This is a genomic window from Microbulbifer maximicatervae (SeqCode), assembly GCF_052467385.1.
The window spans coordinates 2,471,336-2,492,092 of sequence record NZ_CP174311.1 but is presented as its reverse complement, the minus strand read 5'-3'; the positions used below and the strand labels follow the sequence as shown (position 1 = coordinate 2,492,092).

General features: G+C 50.2%; 18 protein-coding genes. 7 read left to right on the top strand and 11 right to left on the bottom strand.

Features of this window, described 5'->3' with window-relative positions; genetic code table 11:
• Positions 1-47 precede the first annotated feature (47 nt).
• Complete coding sequence (locus ACJJIR_RS10525; RefSeq protein ID WP_444908331.1) at positions 48-1,715, top strand: BCCT family transporter; 1,668 nt, start codon at positions 48-50, stop codon at positions 1,713-1,715.
• Between the two features lie 55 nt (positions 1,716-1,770).
• On the opposite strand, the gene ACJJIR_RS10520 is transcribed toward ACJJIR_RS10525, so the two are convergent.
• From ACJJIR_RS10520 to ectA, 11 genes are all read right to left on the bottom strand, one after another.
• Positions 1,771-2,484: a TorF family putative porin gene (locus ACJJIR_RS10520; RefSeq protein WP_444908330.1), complete on the bottom strand. Its 714-nt coding sequence runs from the start codon at positions 2,482-2,484 to the stop codon at positions 1,771-1,773.
• Positions 2,485-2,547: 63 nt separating this feature from the next.
• On the bottom strand, positions 2,548-3,765 hold the full coding sequence (locus tag ACJJIR_RS10515; protein ID WP_444908329.1) for a BCCT family transporter: 1,218 nt from the start codon (positions 3,763-3,765) through the stop codon (positions 2,548-2,550).
• A gap of 123 nt (positions 3,766-3,888) precedes the next feature.
• Positions 3,889-5,562: a choline dehydrogenase gene (gene betA / locus ACJJIR_RS10510; protein ID WP_444908328.1), complete on the bottom strand. Its 1,674-nt coding sequence runs from the start codon at positions 5,560-5,562 to the stop codon at positions 3,889-3,891.
• Between the two features lie 12 nt (positions 5,563-5,574).
• The gene (betB, locus tag ACJJIR_RS10505; RefSeq protein ID WP_444908327.1) at positions 5,575-7,038 is read right to left on the bottom strand and encodes a betaine-aldehyde dehydrogenase; all 1,464 of its coding nucleotides are present in this window, start codon (positions 7,036-7,038) and stop codon (positions 5,575-5,577) included.
• Positions 7,039-7,567: 529 nt separating this feature from the next.
• Positions 7,568-8,986 (bottom strand): sodium/proline symporter, encoded by a 1,419-nt coding sequence (locus ACJJIR_RS10500; RefSeq protein WP_444908326.1) that lies wholly within the window; start codon positions 8,984-8,986, stop codon positions 7,568-7,570.
• Between the two features lie 67 nt (positions 8,987-9,053).
• Positions 9,054-9,971, bottom strand: coding sequence for a TPR end-of-group domain-containing protein (locus ACJJIR_RS10495; RefSeq protein WP_444908325.1), 918 nt, complete (start codon positions 9,969-9,971; stop codon positions 9,054-9,056).
• Positions 9,956-11,386: an aspartate kinase gene (locus ACJJIR_RS10490; RefSeq protein ID WP_444908324.1), complete on the bottom strand. Its 1,431-nt coding sequence runs from the start codon at positions 11,384-11,386 to the stop codon at positions 9,956-9,958. The genes ACJJIR_RS10495 and ACJJIR_RS10490 overlap by 16 nt, the downstream gene beginning before the upstream one ends.
• Before the next feature lie 62 nt (positions 11,387-11,448).
• Positions 11,449-12,366 carry an ectoine hydroxylase gene (thpD, locus tag ACJJIR_RS10485; protein WP_444908323.1) on the bottom strand — a complete coding sequence of 306 codons (918 nt, stop codon included), beginning with the start codon at positions 12,364-12,366 and terminating at the stop codon, positions 11,449-11,451.
• A 24-nt stretch (positions 12,367-12,390) separates the two neighbouring features.
• Positions 12,391-12,795: an ectoine synthase gene (locus ACJJIR_RS10480; protein ID WP_444908322.1), complete on the bottom strand. Its 405-nt coding sequence runs from the start codon at positions 12,793-12,795 to the stop codon at positions 12,391-12,393.
• A 111-nt stretch (positions 12,796-12,906) separates the two neighbouring features.
• Positions 12,907-14,202, bottom strand: a complete 1,296-nt coding sequence (gene ectB / locus ACJJIR_RS10475) for a diaminobutyrate--2-oxoglutarate transaminase (protein ID WP_444908321.1) — start codon at positions 14,200-14,202, stop codon at positions 12,907-12,909.
• Positions 14,203-14,213: 11 nt separating this feature from the next.
• The gene (gene ectA, locus ACJJIR_RS10470; protein ID WP_444893869.1) at positions 14,214-14,723 is read right to left on the bottom strand and encodes a diaminobutyrate acetyltransferase; all 510 of its coding nucleotides are present in this window, start codon (positions 14,721-14,723) and stop codon (positions 14,214-14,216) included.
• 449 nt (positions 14,724-15,172) lie between these two features.
• On the opposite strand from ectA, the gene ACJJIR_RS10465 reads away from it, so the two are divergent.
• The 6 genes from ACJJIR_RS10465 (at position 15,173) to ACJJIR_RS10440 (ending at position 20,650) form a co-directional block, all read left to right on the top strand.
• Entirely contained in the window at positions 15,173-15,724 is a 552-nt protein-coding gene (locus ACJJIR_RS10465; RefSeq protein ID WP_444908320.1) for a MarR family winged helix-turn-helix transcriptional regulator, read from the top strand.
• A gap of 158 nt (positions 15,725-15,882) precedes the next feature.
• A complete protein-coding gene (locus ACJJIR_RS10460; RefSeq protein ID WP_444908319.1) occupies positions 15,883-16,947 on the top strand; it encodes an FAD-dependent oxidoreductase in 1,065 nt (354 codons plus the stop codon).
• Between the two features lie 210 nt (positions 16,948-17,157).
• The gene (locus tag ACJJIR_RS10455; RefSeq protein WP_108733254.1) at positions 17,158-17,367 is read left to right on the top strand and encodes a cold-shock protein; all 210 of its coding nucleotides are present in this window, start codon (positions 17,158-17,160) and stop codon (positions 17,365-17,367) included.
• 433 nt (positions 17,368-17,800) lie between these two features.
• Complete coding sequence (locus ACJJIR_RS10450; protein WP_444908318.1) at positions 17,801-18,514, top strand: response regulator transcription factor; 714 nt, start codon at positions 17,801-17,803, stop codon at positions 18,512-18,514.
• Positions 18,501-19,754: a sensor histidine kinase gene (locus ACJJIR_RS10445; RefSeq protein ID WP_444908317.1), complete on the top strand. Its 1,254-nt coding sequence runs from the start codon at positions 18,501-18,503 to the stop codon at positions 19,752-19,754. Before ACJJIR_RS10450 ends, ACJJIR_RS10445 begins: the two co-directional genes overlap by 14 nt.
• A gap of 86 nt (positions 19,755-19,840) precedes the next feature.
• Entirely contained in the window at positions 19,841-20,650 is an 810-nt protein-coding gene (locus tag ACJJIR_RS10440) for a MipA/OmpV family protein (RefSeq protein WP_444908316.1), read from the top strand.
• Positions 20,651-20,757: the final 107 nt, after the last annotated feature.

Below are 20,757 nucleotides of genomic sequence, written 5' to 3'. Positions count from 1 at the left end.
CAACTCCTTCCCGTTTTGTAAGAACATCTTTTCAGAAGGAACCCTTGTTGAATAAGGGAACAAAGGATCTCATAGACAAGCCCACCTTTTGGGGCTCTTTTGCATTGCTACTAGTGGCGACAGTGCCCTTAATCCTCTTTCCCGAGGCGGGTTCTTTATGGTTATTGGCAGCTAAAGATCTGGTGACAGAGAAGTTGGGGGTCTTTTATCTCCTGCTAGGCCTAGGTGCGATGTTATTTGTGCTGTATATCGCCTTTAGTGATATTGGCAGGATAAAGTTGGGAGGGGGGAAAGAGGGCCCCGAATTCTCAACTCTATCCTGGGCTGCCATGTTGTTTTCTTCCGGTATTGGCGCCTCTATTTTGTATTGGTCGATGGTTGAATGGATCTACTATTACCAACAGCCGCCGTTCCAGGTTCAAGCAAGCTCAGCTGAAGCTGCGCGATGGGCAGTTTCCTACGGTATCTTTCACTGGGGGCCACTGGCTTGGTCTATCTATCTAATCCCCGCACTGCCAATTGCCTATTACTACTATGTGCGTAAACGCAAGGTTCTAAAGTTAAGCCAAGCGCTCGCGCCAGTATTGGGTGATCGTAGAGTGAGTGGGCACATTGGTAAGCTTATCGATACTTCTCTGGTATTTGGCATGCTAGGAGGTGCGGCTACACGGCTTGGTATCGCAGCGCCGCTGATTACTTTGGGATTGCACAAGCTATTTGGAATTCCTACTGGGGTGGGATTTCAGGTCGGGGTGCTGATATTTTGTGCGCTATTGTTTGGTTATTGTGCTCTTGTCAGGGTAAAGCAGGGCCTTAGCGTTCTATCAAACTTTACAATTTTTCTCTCGCTTGCCTTGCTGCTCTTCGTGTTTATCGCAGGACCAACACTATTTATGCTCAATAGTGGGTTGGATTCCCTGGGTAGAGCGCTGCAGAACTTCTTGCAAATGGCCACTTGGACTGAGTCCTTCTCTCATTTTCAACAGTTCCCCAACACTCGTTTTCCTCAGGATTGGACCATCTTCTATTGGGCTTGGTGGTTGGTTTTTGCACCGAGTATTGGACTGTTTATTGCGCGCATCTCCGGAGGGCGGACTATCAAGGCGATGATTCTTGGATCACTATTTTTTGGAACTTTTGGCTGCTTCTTGTTTTTTATGGTGCTAGGCAACTACGGCGTTTACTTGCATTTTTCGGGCGAGCTGGACTTGGTGCAAATACTAAATCAGCAGGGGGCCAATACCGTGATCTTTGCCGTTTTGGATAAGTTGCCGGCGAGCCAGTTAGTTGTGTTGCTGTATACGCTGATCGCACTGGTTTTTACGATCATTACTTTTGACTCCATATCTCATATTCTTGCCGCCGTTGTGCAGAAAGAAGTCCATGGCGAGCCGCTTCGGTGGAATCGAATTTTCTGGGCCTTCGCGCTGGCAGTAATGCCTATTGCCTTGTTGCTCATTGGGGGGCTGGAAGCGTTGCAGGCGGCAAGCATTATCGCCGGTGTCCCTTTGCTGCTGATTGCCCTCTTGCTGTGTATCTCAATGGTTAAAGTTGCACGGCATGACTTGAATTTGCACCCTGTTATCCTTGAAAGGGAAATCGTTTTGGAAGGGGTGACTGAGGAAGGTGCCTGGAGTGGGAATACTGAATCAGGGCAAGTTGTGATGAAATCTGCAGAGAAGTCTGGCCAGGACGGAAAAGAAGAAACACCCTAAGAGCAGACTAGTAAGATATGCCGGGGCTATCTAAAGCCCCGGCTGCACTTATAGTTTAAAGGCTAAAAGTGCGGGCAACAGAGAAGACGATACGCTCGTCAGCAGTGCCTGAGTCGAGAGTGGTATTCTCGGCGGCAATATTGAAATCAAAACCCTCCAGGGAAGTCATATACTCCACTCGGTAGTGGTTGTAAGATTTTTTACCTTCCCAGGTCCAGTTGTCTTTATTGACGGTTGTAGAGCGGTCAGCACTGAAGCGAACGTTGTGTCCTTCTGCAAACTCAAAGGTATGGGCCAGCATCATAATGTAGTGGCCGCCACCCTGGCCAAAGTAATCCCAGCTGTACCAGCCATTGACTTCTGATTCGCCTAGAGCAGAGCTGTAGCCAAGCTTGGCATAAGCTTCCGGGTAAGCGTACTCTTCAGAAAGGTCACTATCACCGTGATAGGTGTAATAAGCGAGTCCAGTGTCCAGGCTTACTTTATCGGTAAGCTGCATGAACTTACCTGCATAGAAATCCCACTCCAGGTTGGTATCGTCATCTTCACCGAAGTCTACGTTGGAAGCCCAGGTGCCGATATACCAGCCGTTATCGAACCCGTAGTCCAGACTGGCTTGCAGTGCTGGGTCGTTTTGAGTCTGACTGACGCCGTTAAAGGTGTAGTCAGTAGTCAGATTAACAGTAGAAGACAGCTCCGCTTGGGATTGTTGGGCAAGCACCAGCAGGGAAGCACAGGTCAGTGCAGAAAGTTTCAAAGTTGATTTCATTGTTCAAATACCACTTATTTATATTTTGTAGCCCCCGCCAAACCAGGCGGGGGATTTCAACAGTTAGCTCGCCAGTTCGATCTTGCTAAAGTCGATCTTGTTTTCTTTAGGCGAGGAGTCGATAGCTGCTACCGCCCTGAAGCGCTTCACCAGGATGTAACCCAGGCAGCAGAAGAAGATGCCAATTACCAGAGCGCCGATCCACTGGATTTGCAGGAAGTCGAGCTTGAACAACAGGGTGAGCAGGCTCATCGCTGCCAGGTTCAGTACGAAGTATTTCCACTTACCCAGACGCGCAACGGTCATACCCAGGTTGTCGGTGTACAGGCGAATCAGGGAGTCCAGTGAGTTGATCACGAAAGTAACACCCACAATGATCATGGCCAGGTTATAGAAGCCAGTAGTATCCAGGCCCTGGCTGGAATAGTAGTAAAGCACGGTGAACCACAGTGCGATGGGGATGGATGGGAAAATCAGCATCGCCGCCAGCACTTGGTAAGTACGCAGACCGCCCACAAAGCGGGAGGTAAACTGGCCAATCATAATGCTCCACGCAAACCACCAGAACAGGTAGAACTCGTGGTAGTCATTCAGCGGCAGCACGAACTGGTGGATATTACCGAAGTAACCGCCGAGCAGCGCAAAGGTGGAAGCGAAGTCGCCAACGCTGCCGTTTTCACCGGTAAAGGCACCGACCCACATTACCGCGATCAAGCCAATAAACATCCAGGTAGTCGCCAGACTGAGGAAGCGCACATAGCGCAGGCTGGTGGATGAGTAGACCGCAGCGGCGATCACGGCAAATACGATCAGGTAGAAGGTACCAACAATGGTTTCACCATCGCCAACCTGTGGCAGATACCAGGGCAAGTTGCTGAGCAGCAGGTAGGCGGTAAACGCGCAGGTACCGATAATCACCACGTTGTTGATCAGCTTTACCAGGCCGATCTCAAAGAATTTAACTTTGGGCTCGATAATGCAGAAGTAAAAACAGGTGAGGAAGTAGAAACCCCAGATCAGGAAGGCCCAAAAACCAAACTCAATCGCGAGTGCGTTGGTGAAGCCATATTCTGGGTTTGCGGCTAGGTCTGCATAGCCACCGAACTCGGTGAGGGGGAACATGATCAGGCCTACATCGAGGCCGGAGGTGAAAAGGATCGCTATAAAAGTGAAGGTTTTGACCGGGGTCACCCCGACCATCTTCACATTTCCCCATTTAATCAGCGAGAAAATTATTGCCGTGAAGGTAAATAATAATCCCGCAGAAAGCCAAGCTGTCATGCTGAGTCTCCAGCTAGTTATTGGTATGCCGGCGCCCCTCAAGGGCGTTGCTGTGCGAGATTTGAGTATCCCCGTCGTGTTTGAAGGGGGCAGTCAAATCTCTGCCAGAGCGCCGACGAAAAATCAGCTAACTGAGCGCGCAGGGCGGCCAGGTCGCTGAGTGCTGGTAGCTTTGGTCGCTACCGGTGCCTCGGAGGGCGCCAATACTGGGCGCCCTAAAATCAGGTCAGCAGCCCGCTCCGCCACCATAATGGTGGGCGCATTCAGGTTGCCGTTGGGAATGGTCGGAAAGATGGAGGAATCTACAACTCTCAAGCCCTGCAATCCGTGTACACGGGTTTCCGGGTCTACCACTGCCATTGCATCAGTTCCCATCTTGCAGGAGCAGGATGGGTGGTATGCACTCTCGACGGATTCCCGTACGAAAGCGTCAATTTGTTCATCAGTCTGGATATCGGTGCCGGGCTGGATTTCATCGCCCCGGTACTCGTCGAAAGCCGGCTGATTGATAATCTCGCGAGTTAGTCGCACACAAGCACGGAAACCCTCAATATCCTCTTTCTCCTGTAAATAATTAAACAGGATGGAAGGGGATTGCTTGGGATCACTGCTCACCACTTTGACTCTGCCGCGACTCTTGGGCTTGTTGTGCCCGATATGCACCTGGAAGCCGTGGCCGTCGAAAGCTTCGCGGCCGTCATAGCGCATGGCTGCTGGCAGGAAGTGATATTGCAGGTCCGGCCACTCCACATTTTCTTTGGAGCGAATAAAACCGCATGACTCGAAATGGTTGGTGGCTCCGAGACCATCCTTCTTCAGTATCCAACGAGCGCCGATCAGGAATTTATTCCACGGATCGAGCTTGCCATTCAGGGAAATCGGTTGGTTGCAGCGGAACTGGAAATAGAACTCCAGGTGGTCCTGCAAGTTTTGGCCGACGCCGGGGAGTTCGTGTTGGAGTTCGATACCGGCTTCTGCCAGTGTGTCGGGATCTCCGATTCCGGAGAGCTGAAGAAGGTGAGGGGAGCCGATGGGACCTGCGCTGAGGATGACTTCCTGCCGCGCCTTGAATTCCAGGATCTTTCCCTTGCGTTCAAGTTTGATTCCGACTGCCCGTTTACCTTCCAGAATCACCTTATGCACAGTGGCGTGGGTCAATACCGTCAAATTGGGGCGCTGCATTGCCGGCTTCAGGTAAGCGTTGGCGGTAGACCAGCGCTTACCATCTTTTACCGTCATATGCATGGGGCCAAAGCCCTCTTGCTGCTCACCATTGTAATCTGCGGTGTAGTCGTAGCCAGCTTCTTTGCCAGCTTCGATAAAGGCTCCATAAAGGGGGTTGGCCATTTCATTGCCGTTATTGACCCCCAGAGGACCTTCGTCGCCACGGTAATCGTCACCGCCGAAAGCCCAGGTCTCAGAGCGTTTGAAGTAGGGTAGGCAGTGCGCATAGTCCCAGCCTTCGGCGCCGTGCTGTGCCCACTCATCAAAGTCTTTGGCGTGCCCGCGCACGTAAACCATCCCGTTAATCGAGGATGAACCCCCGAGCACCTTGCCTCTGGGGCAATGCATGCTGCGGTTGTCCAGGTAAGGCTCTGGCTCGGTCATAAACTGCCAGGCGTACTTCTCAGTATTCATGGGGATGGACAGCGCGGTGGGCATCTGGATAAAGATGCTGCGATCGCTGCCTCCTGTCTCTACCAGGAGGACTTTTTTATCTTCCTGGGCAGACAGGCGGTTGGCCAGAACGCAACCGGCAGAGCCGGCGCCGACAATGATGTAGTCAAACTCACTCATACAGGGTACCGCTTAAAATGGACTTTCCAGTGGTGCCAGGCCCACATACACCGCTTTTAGCTGGGTATAGTGCTTCAGGGTCGCAAGTCCATTTTCGCGTCCGATTCCGGATAACTTGTATCCGCCCACCGGCATTTCTGCCGGGGAAGCGCCGTAGGCATTAATCCAGCAGATACCCGCTTGCATCTGGTGGATCACACGGTGGGCGCGAGTGATATCACGGGTAAATACGCCGGCGGCCAAGCCCAATCGGGTATCGTTAGCGCGGCGGATCACTTCGTCTTCATCATCAAAAACCAGTACCGACATTACCGGGCCGAAGATCTCTTCGCGGCAGATGGTCATATCGTCATGACAGTCGGTGAATACGGTGGGAGCAACGAAGTAACCGTTAGGTGAATTTTCTGGTGAAAGGGTGTGACCGCCGCAGAACAGGGTCGCGCCTTCCTCTTTACCCTTGCTGATGTAGTCCATTACCAGTTGCTGGTGCTTGGCAGAAATCAGGGCGCCGAAGTTGGTGTCCGGATTCATCGGATCACCGGCAATAATATTTTGCTCAACACGGTCTTTCAGACGAGCGAGGAACTGATCGTGGATGCTGCGGTGTACAAATACCCGGGTACCGTTGGTGCAGATTTCGCCCTGGGTGTAGAAGTTGCCCAGCATGGCAGCAGAAACGGCTTGCTCCAGGTCGGCATCATCAAAGATCACCAGCGGGGACTTGCCACCCAGCTCCATGGTAACTTCTTTCAGGTTGGAAGCTGCTGCGGCCATCACTTTCTTGCCGGTACCCACTTCGCCGGTAAAGGAAACCTTGGCGATATCCGGGTGGTTAGTCAGCCAGGCACCCACGGCGCCATCACCCTGGATTACGTTGAACACACCAGGAGGCATGCCCGCTTCAATAAAGATTTCAGCCAACTTCAAAGCACCTTTGGGGGTCTCTTCGGAAGGCTTGAAGATCATGGCGTTACCGCAGGCCAGGGCCGGGGCGGCTTTCCAGCAAGCGATTTGTAAGGGGTAGTTCCAGGCACCGATTCCGGCGCAGATGCCCAGGGGCTCGCGGCGGGTGTAGTAGAAGTCCTCACCGACTTGCTGCTGATTGCCTTCAATGCCTGCAGCCAGGCCGGCAAAGAATTCGATGGAGTCGGCCCCAGTCACTACGTCCACAACACTGGCTTCCTGCCAGGGCTTGCCGGTATCAGCCACTTCGATAGCTGCCAGTTCGTCGTTGCGCTCGCGCAACAGTGCTACTGCTTTCAGCAGGATGCGACTGCGCTCGACCGGCATCATCGCTGACCACTGGGCAAAACCGCGCTTGGCGCTCTCAATAGTTTCTGCCAGTACCTTTTCGTCGGCAACCTCAACCTGATAGCTGACTTCGTTGGTCGCCGGGTTATATACATCAAAGCACTCGCCGCTCTCATTCGACAGGTAGCGGCCGTCTACAAAATTCCGTTGTTTGTCCAGTGACATCTGTCTCTCCATACTGCTTTAACAGAGGGTCAGTCGGTTGTTCGTTGGCGATGGACTTGAAGGGCGCAATGGGCCGATCGTGAAGGTCCAGTCATCATAAAAAAGGGCCGGTCTGACGAAGACATTTGTCCCTAATCGTCAGATTCCAGCCCGGGCTCGATAGTCGTTTATCGAGCGATATGACACAAAATGTAACATATTTTTAATTTGAACTCTAATTGTTAGCACTCAATGCAACAAAGCTGGCGGATTCGTAGGAGGATTTATTTTTCAGCGACTACAGAGTTAATCCGTATTTTCAAGGGTTAAAAGTGGGCTGGGTTGGGCCAAAAATCTCATTTGAACTCTATAAAAAGCACTGTATGAATTTTGCTCAACCCGGCTATCTCGGGGTCAAGTCAGGTGCCCGAAAGGCGGGGACTTCGGGCGGCAGGAGATAGGATTTGTCGCTTTTGGGGGAGGAGGCTCTAGCTGGTGAAGGTCTGGCAGGTGGGGAGGCACTACCTCCCCAGAATTACGTTGAGTGAATTTAACTGTTTGCCTCGCGTAAAGTGGAGGTTTGGCGGTTCAGGCTGGCCAGATATAGCACTGCTAACCCAGCTGCAATACCCGGCAATCCCTCATAGATCACGCCGTGATACCCCAGTAGCCGCCAGGTAATCGCTGCTGTAAAGCCGATAATCACTGCTGCGATAGCGGTTGCCTGGGATGGCTTACCCCCAAAACACAATACCAGGAGTAGGGGGCCAAATGCGCTGGCAAGTCCCGACCAAGCAAAAATAACCAGGCTGAACACACTTTGGCTGTTGGCGAGCGCCAACAGCAATGCGCCGCCAGTTATCGCAACTGTGACAAGCTTGAGAAACCAGGTTTTTTCAATCTTGTGCGGAAGAATATCGTGGGTAATGGCTGCGGAGCAGCTGAGAAGCAGGGAGTCTGCGGTGGACATGGTTGCGGCAAAGATACCAGCCAGGATCAGCCCAACAAAAACAGGGGGCAACAAATCCATAGCCATGGTGGGAAGAGCAAGCTCCGCATCAAAGCTCCCTGTGTCAGCAATAAACACTCTGGATAGCAGGCCGACCCCGGTGGCCATACAATAGAAAAGGATGAACCACAGATAGTACCAGGCCCTTGCCCGGTTCATCTTGCTGGAATCCTTCAGGGTCATAAATCGAACCATAACGTGGGGTTGTCCAATCACAGACAATCCAGCAAACCCCCAACTGATCACAAAGAGTATAACCCCGCCCCAGCCCGCAAAGGCGAGCCCCTCGGGAAACCAATGGGTAAAACCTTCAATAGCCTGCATTTGTATCGCCGCACTGGTGATGCCACCCAAGTTGGCAAGGGCGACGGCTAGAAGTGCTGCCATAGCCCCCATCATAACGATGGATTGGGCCGCATCAGTCCAAATGGACGCGCGGATGCCGCCAGCTAAACAATAGAGGCATACAAGCACAGCTCCAACTACAGCACCGGACCAGAGAGGCCAATCCAGCAGTACGTGCAGGGCTTTGCTGCCGGCAACCATTTGGGCAGAGGCATAAGTTAGTAAAAACAGCAGGGAAATGATGCCGATCAGGCGCTGCAGGGCTGAGTACTTCTGTCCGTGCCAGTTACTGAGAACACCTGCGTAGCTGACTTCACCACTTGAACTGGTAGCGGTCCTCAATCGCTTGTGTACATAGAGGGAAGCCAGAAAATCACCGGCAATCCACCCCACCATCAACCAGATTGAGGCCAACCCAGTGGTGTAGGTATAGCCGATAACCCCGATAAACATATAGCCGCTATTGTTCGTTGCCACGGCAGACAACCCCACCAGCCAGGGGGAGACACCACTGCTGGCAAGGTAATAGTCGGCTTTGGTTTGACGGCTGAACATCGCAGAAGAGAGGCCGACCAGAGTGAACAAAAGTAAAAAACCAAGAAATGAATAGATCATCGGCAATCCTATTATTTTTATCCCGTATTATTTTATGGGTTGGTCTTCAGAGGTTATCCGAATATTTCTAGCTCCCCTTGCCACCACTTTGCGGCGAGGGAGTATTGGCAATAACCTGGTCGAGTTCCTCAAATACTTCACTTTCCGCTAGAGGCTGTAAGGCACTATCAACCAGAATTTCATCGCGGTAGCTTTCCCGCCTTTTAATGGCTTCCGCCAGATAACGTAGCGCTTCATCAAATTGACCCATGGCAGTATGGGCGCATGCCAGTTGGTAGAAGGCATGGCTGTTATCTGGATCAATACCCAGGGCCTGGTGACAAAGATTGGCGGCCCACTGGGGTTCATTAAGCTCCAGCACTGCATCAGCTTTATAGGTAAGGGCTTCTACATCCTCGTGACGAAGGCGCAGAATCTCGTCGTAAATGGCAATTTTATTTGCCACCGAGGATTCCTGTTGGGCGCGCAGCCACAGGGACTGTACTTCCTGGGTTAGCTCGATTTCCTCGCGGTTTTCTTCAATATGCTGTGTTTTCTGTTGAAGCTGCTTCTCAATAACTTCCAAACGCTTTTCGTATTCCTGGACCAGCTTTGAGATTTCCTCATCGGCCAGGGAGTGCACCCGCTCTTTAATATCCTGGAATGACCGCCAACCAACTAAAACCAAAATTGAAGTGGCGGCGGCTATCAAGTAGAAAAAGTAGGTAACCGTATCGGTTGCGTAGGCTACGGCTCGATCGACAGAGTTGTGTTCACGATCGACAATTTGCTGGATCAATTCCTGCTTGGCATTAGCCTGATCGATTCGCAGCTGCTTAATTTCGTCGAGCATATAGCGCTCGACGAAGGGTGTGTATAAGGGCTTCTCAAGGGTGTCGACCTCGCTTTGCGCACTGTCTTTTTTCTTTTCTTCCGCTTCCTGGGAAATAGAGGTGGCGGAAGTAAATAAAAAGAGCAGGGCACAAAGGCTCAGGATGCGAGGCATATCGCCGTCCCGTGATTGTAAATTTCTACCAGTGCCTCGTGTAGTGTCCGAACGGCTGCGTCATAGTCTGGCTCGTTAACGATGAACTGCATATCCACATGACGCAGGGACTGGTGCATGGCGAGCACGCGGATATTGCTTTTGGACATCGACTGCACCGCTTTGGCCAACACGCCGGGGATTTGCATATCGCTACCGATGGCTGAAACTATGGCGACTTTGCGCTGGTTCAGTTCAGCTTCGGGAAAATGCTCTTCCAATGCAGCCTGAATCCGCTTGATTGTTTTCAAGTTGGTGGAGAGGAAATGGGTAAGGGTATTGGCATTAGTGTTTTTGGAAATAATATGGGCTTTGAAGCGCTTGATCACCAGTAGCACTTCGCGATCATAATCGTGGATGCTGCCCGCCATATCCTGGTCAAACAACTCCAGGGCGTAAACCCCTTTACAGCCTGCAATAATTTCCACTCGTGGAGAGTCGCTGATGTAGTCACCAGTAATCAGGGTGCCGGCGTGTTCGGGCTCGAAGGTATTTTTCACCCTGAGAGGGATATTTTGTTGGCGCAGCCCCTTGGCGGCTTTGGGGTGAATCGCTTCCATCCCCAGGTTTGCCAGTTGGTCGGCCACATCGTAGTTGGTGCGGCCGATGGGCACTGCATTTCCCTCTCCCACCAGACGGGGATCTGCACTGCTCAGGTGAAACTCTTTGTGAATCACCGCCTCCTTTGCCCCGGTGAGGACGGCGAGACGACTGAAAGTCATCTCGCTATAGCCCCGATCAAACGAGATCAGCAGGCCCTTATCGCTATGGGCATAGCCGGTAACAATAGGCAGCTGTTTGCTTAAGTCGATAGTGGCAAAGGCATCCCGGATACGCTCATCCAGGGGAATGTGCTTGTTGGTGCGCCAGCCAGTCAGATCGACAAAGTAGGCATTTACACCATCCCGCTGCAATAGTTTCGAAGTGTTCCATGCGCTGTGGGCCTCACCGAGGCTGGCTAACATCTCCCTTACCGTGCCCAAGTGGGCGTCGAGGGAGAAGTGGCCGTGCTGACAGAGGCTTTGCAGGTCTCTCAGGCATTTTTTGGCGCTCTCCAGCCTTTCATCCAAAAACAGGTTCGCTTCCGCGAGAAGATCGCCATGCCCGAAAAGACGCTCGTTGATTTGCCGCAGTGCTGCCCGAAGCTCATCAAACTTAACCAGCCAGCTATCGTCCTCAATGCTGCTGGAGAAGAGGGCATAGATACCTGGTTGACCACTTTTCTTGTGCTCTAGAAGCAAGTCAGTAATACCGCCGTAGGCAGAGACTACAAAAACACGATTGTAGATCCCCTTGGAGTCACCTTTGATAATATTATCCCGGACCGCTTCGTAGTCCGTCATAGAGGTGCCGCCAATCTTTTCTATCGTATGCATCGTCTCTTACTGGTCCTTCTTTCTCTTAAAAACTGGGTGAGTGCTTTGAATTGAGATTTGCTTCAGATAGTAGAAATTGATTTCCTCGCACAGATGTATTCCGGCCTGGGAGGTAAGCCGCAAAACGGAGCCTCCACCTTGTTGCTCAGGGCATTAAAAACAAAAAACAAATTAGACCTCGGGTCGGGGCTGATATTGCTGCTGGAGCCATGCATTAAGTTACAGTCAAACACAACAATACAGCCGGGCTTGCCTGTAACAGCTGATATTCCGCCATTGGATACCAGGGACCTCAAATGGCTATCTGAGGGAATACCAAGTTCTTGCTTTTTCAGTGAGCTGAGGTAGTTCCGTTTTGGTGTTTCCCCATCGCAAGCAATGTAATGGTGGTGGGACTTGGGAATCAGCATTAATGGGCCATTAAAATGATGATTCTCTGTTAAGGTAATGGAGATGCTGAGTGCCCGCATACGGGGCATGCCGTCCTCGACATGCCAGGTTTCAAAATCGGAGTGCCAATAAAAATCTTTCCCGCGAAAACCAGGTTTGTAGTTCGCGCGAGACTGATGGATATAAACCTCATCACCCAAAATACATTTCGCAATACTTGATAGCCGTTGATCCCTGGAAAGCCGGTTAAAAATTTGGCTGCTTTTGTGGATACGAAAGACTGAGCGCACTTCGTTACTTTCAGGCTCGGTGATAATTTCTTCCGACTTATCAGTGTGTCTGCGCTGTTTAATCTCCGCCAGCTCTTGCGTAAAAAGGTTAATCTCCGCCTGGGAAAACATATTCTCCAGTACAACAAAGCCCTGTTCTGCATAGCGCTTGAGTTGCGATGGTGCCAGTGGGGAGAGGGACTGGCAGTCCCCATACACAATTGGATCTTTGCGCACCCTGGTACCACCCAGAAGGCCCGGTTTTCGGGAGGGGTAGCAATCTTCCCTGGTAACACTTGAGCTATCTGGAAGGTACTTCATGGATACTGCCCTATGACTGACTAATTATTCATCAATCTTGTCAGCCTCAAGTTCGTAGGCTCCCTCAGCATTGTGTACTTCCTTGCCATTCAAAGGGGGGTTAAATACACAAGCCATAGTCATTTCTTCAAAGGCTCTTAAAATGTGCCGGTCATGCTTATCGAGAATATAGATAGTTCCAGGTTCGATAGGGTGCTTCTTGCCATCCTCAAGAGTTTCTACCTCACCTCTGCCGGAAATGCAGTAAACCGCTTCCAAATGGTTTTGATAGTGCATTTGGAAATCAGCACCGGCATAAATAGTGGTGATATGGAAAGAAAAGCCCATTTCATCATCTTTAAGCAGGAGTCGGGTGCTCTCCCAGTTGCTATCCGGTGAAACAACCCGGCGGCCGGATTTTTTAGCTTCCTGTAAACTTCTGACAATCATTGGTATTTCGCTGTTTCGTGTGTATTCGAGTCTGGCTGGTCAGCAATATTCTTAGTTTGCAGCCTGCACAGTTGGGTCTTTTACGTGAACCTTTTCAGAGGCCCTTAAAGTCTAGCAGGCTTCAAAAAAGACTCTTTCCTCAGGCATATCCCGCTCTCCGGCACAGACTTCCCGGATAGCGGATTCAATAATGTCGATCCCTTTTTTAAGGTTTTGATCGGTGATAATCAGTGGGCAAAGGAGCTTAACGATCTGGTCATCGGCTCCGCTGGTTTCAATAATCAGCCCCTGCTTGAATGCCAGTTTGGTGATCTTTCCTGCAAGTTCGCCGCTGATGCAGTCGATACCCTGAAACATCCCCCGGCCTTTGGTGGTGAAGTTACCCTCACCATATCGGCTGACAATTTCATTCAAACGCTCGGAAATGTATTTGCCCTTGCGTTTAATCTCCCGTGAGAAGTTTTCGTCAGACCAGTAATGATCGATAGCGGCTTTCGCAGTTACAAAAGCCAGATTGTTGCCACGGAAAGTGCCGTTGTGCTCACCGGGCTTCCACTGGTCCAGTTCTGGTTTCATTAGCACCAGCGCAAATGGCAGCCCATAGCCACTGAGGGATTTGGATAGCGTAATGATATCGGGTTCGATACCGGCCTCTTCAAAGCTGAAAAAGTTGCCCGTGCGGCCGCAGCCAGCCTGGATATCATCGACAATAAAAAGTAAGCCGTGTTTTTTGCAGACGGACTGAAGGTTTTTTAGCCACTCGATACTGGCCGCATTGATACCGCCTTCCCCTTGAACTGTCTCAACAATCACTGCTGCGGGAGAATTAATACCGCTGCTGGAATCTGAGAGGACTTTATCGAGGTATTCTGTGGTATCGATATTTTTGCCCAGGTAGTCGTCAAAGGGCATGCGGTGCGTACCATTGAGGCTGACACCGGCAGCATCCCTGTGATGCGAGTTGCCGGTGGCGGCCAGCGAGCCAAGGCTTACGCCATGGAAACCGTTGGTAAAGGTGACGATGTTCTGCTGCCCGGTTACATTGCGGGCAATTTTCATCGCAGCCTCTACCGCATTCGTCCCTGTCGGACCGGTAAACTGCACCACGTACTCCATATTCCGCGGCTTGAGAATTTTCTCATTCAGTGCCTGTAGGAATTCACCCTTGGCCCTGGTGTGCATGTCGAGGCCGTGAGTAATTCCATCGGCCTCGATGTAATCTTGCAGTGCCTGCTTGAACAGCGGGTTGTTGTGCCCGTAGTTGAGCGTGCCGGCACCCGCCAGGAAATCCAGATACTGATTTCCCTCCTCATCCCACATCAGCTCGCCTTTTGCGCGATTGAAGACTCGCGGAAAGGAGCGGGCATAGCTTTGCACTTCTGATTCAATCTCATCAAAGATCTTCATGATTTTCTCTTTTATGGTGTTTCTTCGAGGGCGAAAGGCCCGATGCGGACAAGGGTTTCGGAGTCGTGCAGCCCATCAAAGTGGGCTTGAGAGTCCATCCAGGGTGAGGAGTGAAGATCGACCGATAATTTATCGGCGACACTGTGGAAGAGCGCCCAAGACGGCAGGTTGTGTTCTGTAATCGTGGTCTCGATAAATCTGACCGAACCACAGTGAGGGCGCTCAAGGATGTGACTTATCATCCGGGAGGCCAGTCCAAGCCCCCGGGCTTTCTCGTCGACGGCCACCTGCCAGACAAAAAGGGTGTCTGTACGGTCGGGGATGATATACCCGGAAATAAAGCCCAGCAGCTCTCCATCAACCTCTGCGGCGACTGAGGTGTTGGCGAAATGGCTGCAGTGGAGGAGGTTGCAGTAGCTGGAGTTTGTATCCAGGGGAGGGCAACGTTTGATCAATCGGTAAGTGGCCATCCCATCTTCAATCAATGGACTGCGCAACAAAATATTTTCTGAGCTAGACAAAAAACCTTCCCAACCGACTAAATATTTTTTCACCTCTAAATATTTACCTGCACAAGTGTTGAGCAAATGGCGTAAATATAGCTTTCTAGAGGCATTTTTATGCCGGGTTACTATTAAAAATGCTTTGAACGCTAAATATCGTACACAAATTAAATTCAAAGTCCAGGATACTTGAGGCGAATCAAGTCACAATATCTGACCTAGAAATGCCTAGATATGTGGGATATACAGCCTATAGGCAGGTAAAAATAATATTTCGAGGTCGATAAAATTTTCTATTGGAGATGCCGGCTGAGAGATCGCCTGGCCATAAAATGGACAGTTTTGTGATGGAGCTTGAGACTCTTGTGGGGGTGATGTTTCGCAGTCGGGTTATAAGCGCTTAGTGATTGAGGGGTACGGCGATATAATTCCGGCAATCACCCTGACTCCATGATTGAGAGGTAACTTTGAACAGTATCGAACAAGTGCTAGTGGCCCTGCGGCGGGTAATAAGAGCCACGGACCTGCACTCCAAACACCTGGCTAAAACCACCGGCTTAACCGCCCCGCAGGTGTTGTTGCTACAAGCTATTCGCAATAAGGGTGAAGTGACGATCGGCGAACTGGCCAACGAGGTAAGCCTGAGCCAGGCAACAGTAACTAATATTTTGGATCGCCTGGAGAAGAGAGGCTTGGTTTATCGCCAGCGCTCCCAGGCGGACAAGCGCAAAGTTCATGCTTACCTTACTGAGGAGGCCGCGGAGACTTTGCGCGATGCCCCCATCCCGCTTCAGGACCAATTTGCTCGTCAGTTTGGCGATCTAAAAGACTGGGAGCAAAGCATGATAATTGCTTCTCTACAACGCGTTGCCCAAATGATGGATGCTCAACATATCGATGCTTCCCCAGTACTGGATATCGGTGTTCTGGATCGCCAGGGTGCCTCAATGGATAAGCCCGCAACGGCACTGGGCTACAGTGACATCCCCGACTCCTCCGACGGAGATAAAAGCACTTAAGTAGCGACACCGGAGAAGAGCGGTTGTGCACGCATTTAGTGGCCATTACGCCCCTCTACAGCTGTAGAAATTTGTCTAAGCTTGCAGCAGCAAGCTCCCTGTAGCGATCGATGCATTCTGTGTCGACCGGTTGAGCTTTCAGGCTACAAGTTGTATCGATGGACATCCTTGTAATTGGTGCCGGTCCGACCGGATTGACTGCTGCAGTCGCTCTCACATCCCTGGGGCTGAAGTGTCGTATTGTTGAGCACAAAGACAGCCCCTCTGAACTCTCCCGCGCTGTTGGCATTATGCCAGCCACCATTGATGCTCTTCGTGAACTGGGCGCCGCAGATTCCTTTCTTGTAGAGGCGATGCCCCTGAGGAAAATGCACATATTGCGCGATGAGAGAACCCTGGTTTATATCGACAACAGCGGGAATGAGTTTCGCGATAGGGTGCCTCTGGGGCTGCCGCAAAACCGGACCGAGGGAATCCTCCGGGACACTCTTGCCGAGAGGGGCGTCGAAGTTGAGTACGGGGTCTCAGTCACCAACATCACAACCACCCCAGACAAGGCGGCCGTCAATTTCTCAGACAATACCAGCGCCTCTTTTGACTGGGTGATTGCCGCAGACGGTATACAATCCGCTGTGCGACAACAGCTGAAAATACAGTACCCTGGTATTGATTTGCCCAATAAGTGGTCAATTGCGGATGTGGATTTGAGGGGAAACTTCGATCCGGAAGAGATTGCCCTGGACCTGTACGGCGGGGAAGGTGAGTTCACCTTGGTGCTCCCTATCGAACGGCGCCGCGCTCGCATCGCATCATCAACCGAAGATGCCCTGGCAACCCTCAGGCTACCGATAGAAATCGCCAACATCCGAAGGACAGCGGCCTTTAAAATCTCCATCCGACAGGCAGAAACTTACCGAAAGCACCGGGTGTTATTGGCTGGAGACGCAGCCCATTGCCACTCTCCAGTGGGAGGAAAGGGGATGAATCTGGGTATGGCCGATGCCATAGCCGCAGCATCTGCTATCGCTAGTGGTGCGGTCGATAGCTACTCCACTTCCCGGCATGAGGCCGGAGAGTCTGTGGTTAAGAAAACAGAGCTGGCGAGAAAGCTGATCTCCTCGAGCAATCCTCTGGCAAAATCGGCATTGTGGCTATCGGCCCACTGTATCGCCTCAGTGCCTCCAGTTCATCGCGCCTTTATGCGGCAGTGGACGGCGGTCTGAGTACCAATGTCGAGGGTAGGTTTAGGCAAAAGTGGACATAGGTGACAGGCTAGTGCTACTATTCGTCCGCCGGTTTAAAAGCCATTTTTTATTGCAGTTTACCTCGTAGTTTTAGTCATAATCCTTCGTTCGGTCTCGTTTAAAATAATACTTTTTGCCCGCACAACTCCATTCAATTGGAGCGCAATTGTTCAATCAAGGATATCTATTATGTCTAATACAGTTACTGGTACCGTTAAGTGGTTTGACGAAGGGAAAGGTTTTGGCTTCATCGCCCAGGAATCCGGTCCCGACGTTTTTGCTCACTTCAGCGCAATTTCCGGTGGCGGTTTTAAAACCTTGGCCGAAGGCCAGAAGGTAGAGTTTACCGTGACTCAGGGCGCTAAAGGCCCACAAGCAGAAAACATTGTCTGCCTGTAAACTTTAGGCTTCGCCCCCAATAAGGGGCGAGACCGTCCGCTTCCCCAGCCGCACAAGTGCTGGGGAGGTGCTTTCTCAACCACATACCTCCCTCTCTTTTCTGTAGTGACAGCCAACTCTTAGGTCTATCACGCATTGACGATTTTCCCCTCCAGCTCTCTTAACTCGACGACAGATCTACCTGGATCAACTCAATCCAAATGAAGGGTGCAGTACCAACAAGGATCGCCAGAGGGCAAATTTTTGAAAGAACTTCTGAAGATTTGATAGGGTCATTTCTTGTCAAGCGTGATGGCCCCAACATTTTTAGATATGGCAGTAGCTGTCACAGGCAAGCTTCCCATAGGTGATCAGTAAGTGGACAATCTTACACTTATTTACTTTCCGTTTACACAATGGCTTTTATTATTCCAGGTCTATCGAGAACTTTTGAGTGACTAGATCAATGGGGCCTGACTGCAAAACGCCATTATTGGTACTCTTAGCTGAAGACAATCACGCACTGGCGTCCAATATTATTGAGAGCCTCGAAGAGTACAATATTCGATGTGACTTCGCTGACAATGGAATAATGGCCACTGAGCTGGCCTTAAAGCATGACTTCGATGTAATCGTACTTGATGTCATGATGCCGGGTAGAAGCGGTTTCGAAGTGAGTTCTAAGTTGCGCAATGCAGGAAGCTCGACACCAATATTGATGCTGACCGCGCTGGACCAATTGGACGATAAAATCACCGGTTTCCAATCTGGAGGGGATGACTACCTGGTTAAACCCTTCGAAATGCTTGAGCTGGTCGCGCGGATTCGGTCTCTATCAATAAAACGACGCGTTACCCAAACCCGGTATAAAGTTGAGGACCTGGAAGTTAATTTAGAGACCCATGAAGTCACCAGGCAGGGAAAATCTATAAATCTGCCCCCAATCTGTTGGGAATTGCTCGTGTTTTTGATGCAACAGAGTCCAAAGCTGGTTACTAAAGAAAAAATTGAACAGCATTTATGGCAGTTTCTTTCCCCCGAATCCGACGTAATCAAAGTACATCTGTATCGGTTGCGGCAGGGAATCGATAAGGGGTTCAGTTTTCCACTACTGCACACGATCAGAGGGAAGGGCGTTATCCTAGGGAAGCGTGATGAAAGCCTTTGATCGCTCCATTCGCAGAAAGTTTTTCTTTCACTATATTTGGATTCTTGCCGCAATTGTGGCGTGCAGTGCAGTTGTCGTCGAGAGATCCAAAGTGAAAATGGTTAAGCACGCTTTAGGTGCGACACTGATATCTGTAGCCGAAAAACGTATCATTGAGGCCGGAGGGGTTATTGATGATCCTTTTTTTGCCCAGTTACAAACATATGATGAGTACAGTTCACTGCCAAATACGGCAAAGCGCGTGTTAGAGGAAGCTGACGGCGAAGAAAAAAGGGTGCACTTTAGCAAAGACTTAATTGATGATCGCTACTATTTAGCCATTATGCCTTATGCTGAAAGCGCCCTTAAGACAACTTACTACGTGCTGGAAATAGAAGAGGCTGCAATACCCAGCAAGTACAAAAAGGTAGAAATTGAAGTTCTTATCGGTGTCTTACTAACCCTTACTTTAGCATTGAGTGTGCCTCTTATTCTTGCGAGACAAGTGATATCGCCATTAAAGGACCTGGAGAAATTTGCACAAAAGAGCCGGCATAAGTTGACTCCGATCCCGGAATCTTTAAAGCAAAGAAAGGATGAATTTGGTCGTGTAGGGCGAGTACTACAAGAGTCGCTACAGCAGGTATGGAATCATCAAGAGCAAGAAAAGCAATTTCTACAGAATGCGAGCCATGAATTGAGAACCCCCTTGGCAACCATTGGCAGTGCCTTGCATGTGGTGAAGGTAAGGCAAAAAAAAGGTAAGCCAATCGACACTCAACTGGAGCAGATTGAGCGCTCCTATGAACAGATGACCCGGCTAACACAGGCACTTCTGCTGCTATCTCAAAGCAGGGTAAATCTGGAATCAACAGAATTTGATTTCAGCAATATGATTCAAACTCGAGTTGAGCAGCTCAAATACCTATTGGGTCAGCGAGATGTACAGGTTCATCTTAATTCGGATAGTTTGGTTAACTTGAAGCAAGTACAAGTGCTATTGGATATCGCCATAACCAATCTGCTCAGAAATGCCTTTGAGCATACCCTTGAGGGAATTATCGATATTGATTTTGATGCAAATGGAATCCGGGTTCAGAACCCCATACTGCCGGAGCAGCAGGTGCATTTTGACAGGGGGGTAGGACAGGGTTTTGGTTTAGGCCTTCATATCCTGAAGCAAGTGGCCGATCAGCAGCAATGGATCTTTTCTTACAACAAAAATGAACAATACTTAACCGTTAACCTGGCCTGGGCATGAGTTTATTTACCTGGCGTTTACCTTTACCGGCATAGAATCCACTCCAGAAATAACGGAACTTCAACCAGTTCAAATTGGGATTCAATATGTCTAGTTTGCGAGATCAAAACCATAAGAGTTCTCTGCCATTAACTTTGAGTATGTGCACCGCGCTGGTGGGTTCGGCATTATCCAGCCTGGCTTTTGCAGATGAAGTTACCCAGAAGCCGCCAAAGCGGGATGAGACAGCACTTTCTGTAGGTATTGGAACCTTTAGCGTTGAGTCAATCTACGTTGATGGTGAGGACCAAAACAACATATTTCCACTGATCTCAGCCCGCTACAAGCGCTTTTACTTTCAGGGTTTTGAGTTGGGTGCTGACCTGTACCACGATGAAAAACTTCGAGTGAAGTTTGGCATTGGCGGTGACCTGGCGGGCGATAGAGACAGAGGGGACAGTGATAAGCTCAGCGATATGGAAAAGCTTGACCTGGCGATTCTTGCCAACTTATCAATGAACTATAAAAGCCCTGTAGGCCTTTGGAAGGTTGGCATCTCACAAGATATCAGTGATACCCACGACGGATACAGTCTATCGGCTGGATATAGTCTGCCTTACAAGCACCAAAAGTGGATCATCAAACCCGACTTCACTATTAGCTGGCAAAGTGATAGTGCGTTAGATTACTACTATGGCGTGGACCTAAATGAAGTAACTCAAGATAGGGCAGCGTATGAAGCAGATGCAGATATCATTACCCGGTTAGGTGTACAAGTGGGATACAACATTAGCCCAAACCTTATTCTTATGGGGGGCGTATATCAAACCTGGTATGGCGATGAGATTAGTAATAGCCCAATCGTAGACACTGATAGCTCTAGACGCACGTCATTAATGGTGAGTTATAAATTTTAACTTTTCTTACGATATTTGATGAGTGTAGATTATTTAGACTAGCCGGTTTATCAATACCAGGCAGAAATTACAGGCCGAGGCAAGAGCCCCTGCCTGTAACCACAACC

Bases quoted from the DNA above. Each gene is read 5' to 3' on its own strand.
- ACJJIR_RS10480 (WP_444908322.1), bottom strand. From the start codon at position 12,795: ATGATTGTCAGAAGTTTACAGGAAGCTAAAAAATCCGGCCGCCGGGTT.
- ACJJIR_RS10490 (WP_444908324.1), bottom strand. From the start codon at position 11,386: ATGCATACGATAGAAAAGATTGGCGGCACCTCTATGACGGACTACGAA.
- betA (WP_444908328.1), bottom strand. From the start codon at position 5,562: ATGAGTGAGTTTGACTACATCATTGTCGGCGCCGGCTCTGCCGGTTGC.
- ACJJIR_RS10460 (WP_444908319.1), top strand. From the start codon at position 15,883: ATGGACATCCTTGTAATTGGTGCCGGTCCGACCGGATTGACTGCTGCA.
- ACJJIR_RS10520 (WP_444908330.1), bottom strand. From the start codon at position 2,484: ATGAAATCAACTTTGAAACTTTCTGCACTGACCTGTGCTTCCCTGCTG.
- ACJJIR_RS10440 (WP_444908316.1), top strand. From the start codon at position 19,841: ATGTCTAGTTTGCGAGATCAAAACCATAAGAGTTCTCTGCCATTAACT.
- thpD (WP_444908323.1), bottom strand. From the start codon at position 12,366: ATGAAGTACCTTCCAGATAGCTCAAGTGTTACCAGGGAAGATTGCTAC.
- betB (WP_444908327.1), bottom strand. From the start codon at position 7,038: ATGTCACTGGACAAACAACGGAATTTTGTAGACGGCCGCTACCTGTCG.
- ACJJIR_RS10455 (WP_108733254.1), top strand. From the start codon at position 17,158: ATGTCTAATACAGTTACTGGTACCGTTAAGTGGTTTGACGAAGGGAAA.
- ACJJIR_RS10500 (WP_444908326.1), bottom strand. From the start codon at position 8,986: ATGATCTATTCATTTCTTGGTTTTTTACTTTTGTTCACTCTGGTCGGC.
- ACJJIR_RS10495 (WP_444908325.1), bottom strand. From the start codon at position 9,971: ATGCCTCGCATCCTGAGCCTTTGTGCCCTGCTCTTTTTATTTACTTCC.
- ACJJIR_RS10515 (WP_444908329.1), bottom strand. From the start codon at position 3,765: ATGACAGCTTGGCTTTCTGCGGGATTATTATTTACCTTCACGGCAATA.
- ACJJIR_RS10445 (WP_444908317.1), top strand. From the start codon at position 18,501: ATGAAAGCCTTTGATCGCTCCATTCGCAGAAAGTTTTTCTTTCACTAT.
- ectB (WP_444908321.1), bottom strand. From the start codon at position 14,202: ATGAAGATCTTTGATGAGATTGAATCAGAAGTGCAAAGCTATGCCCGC.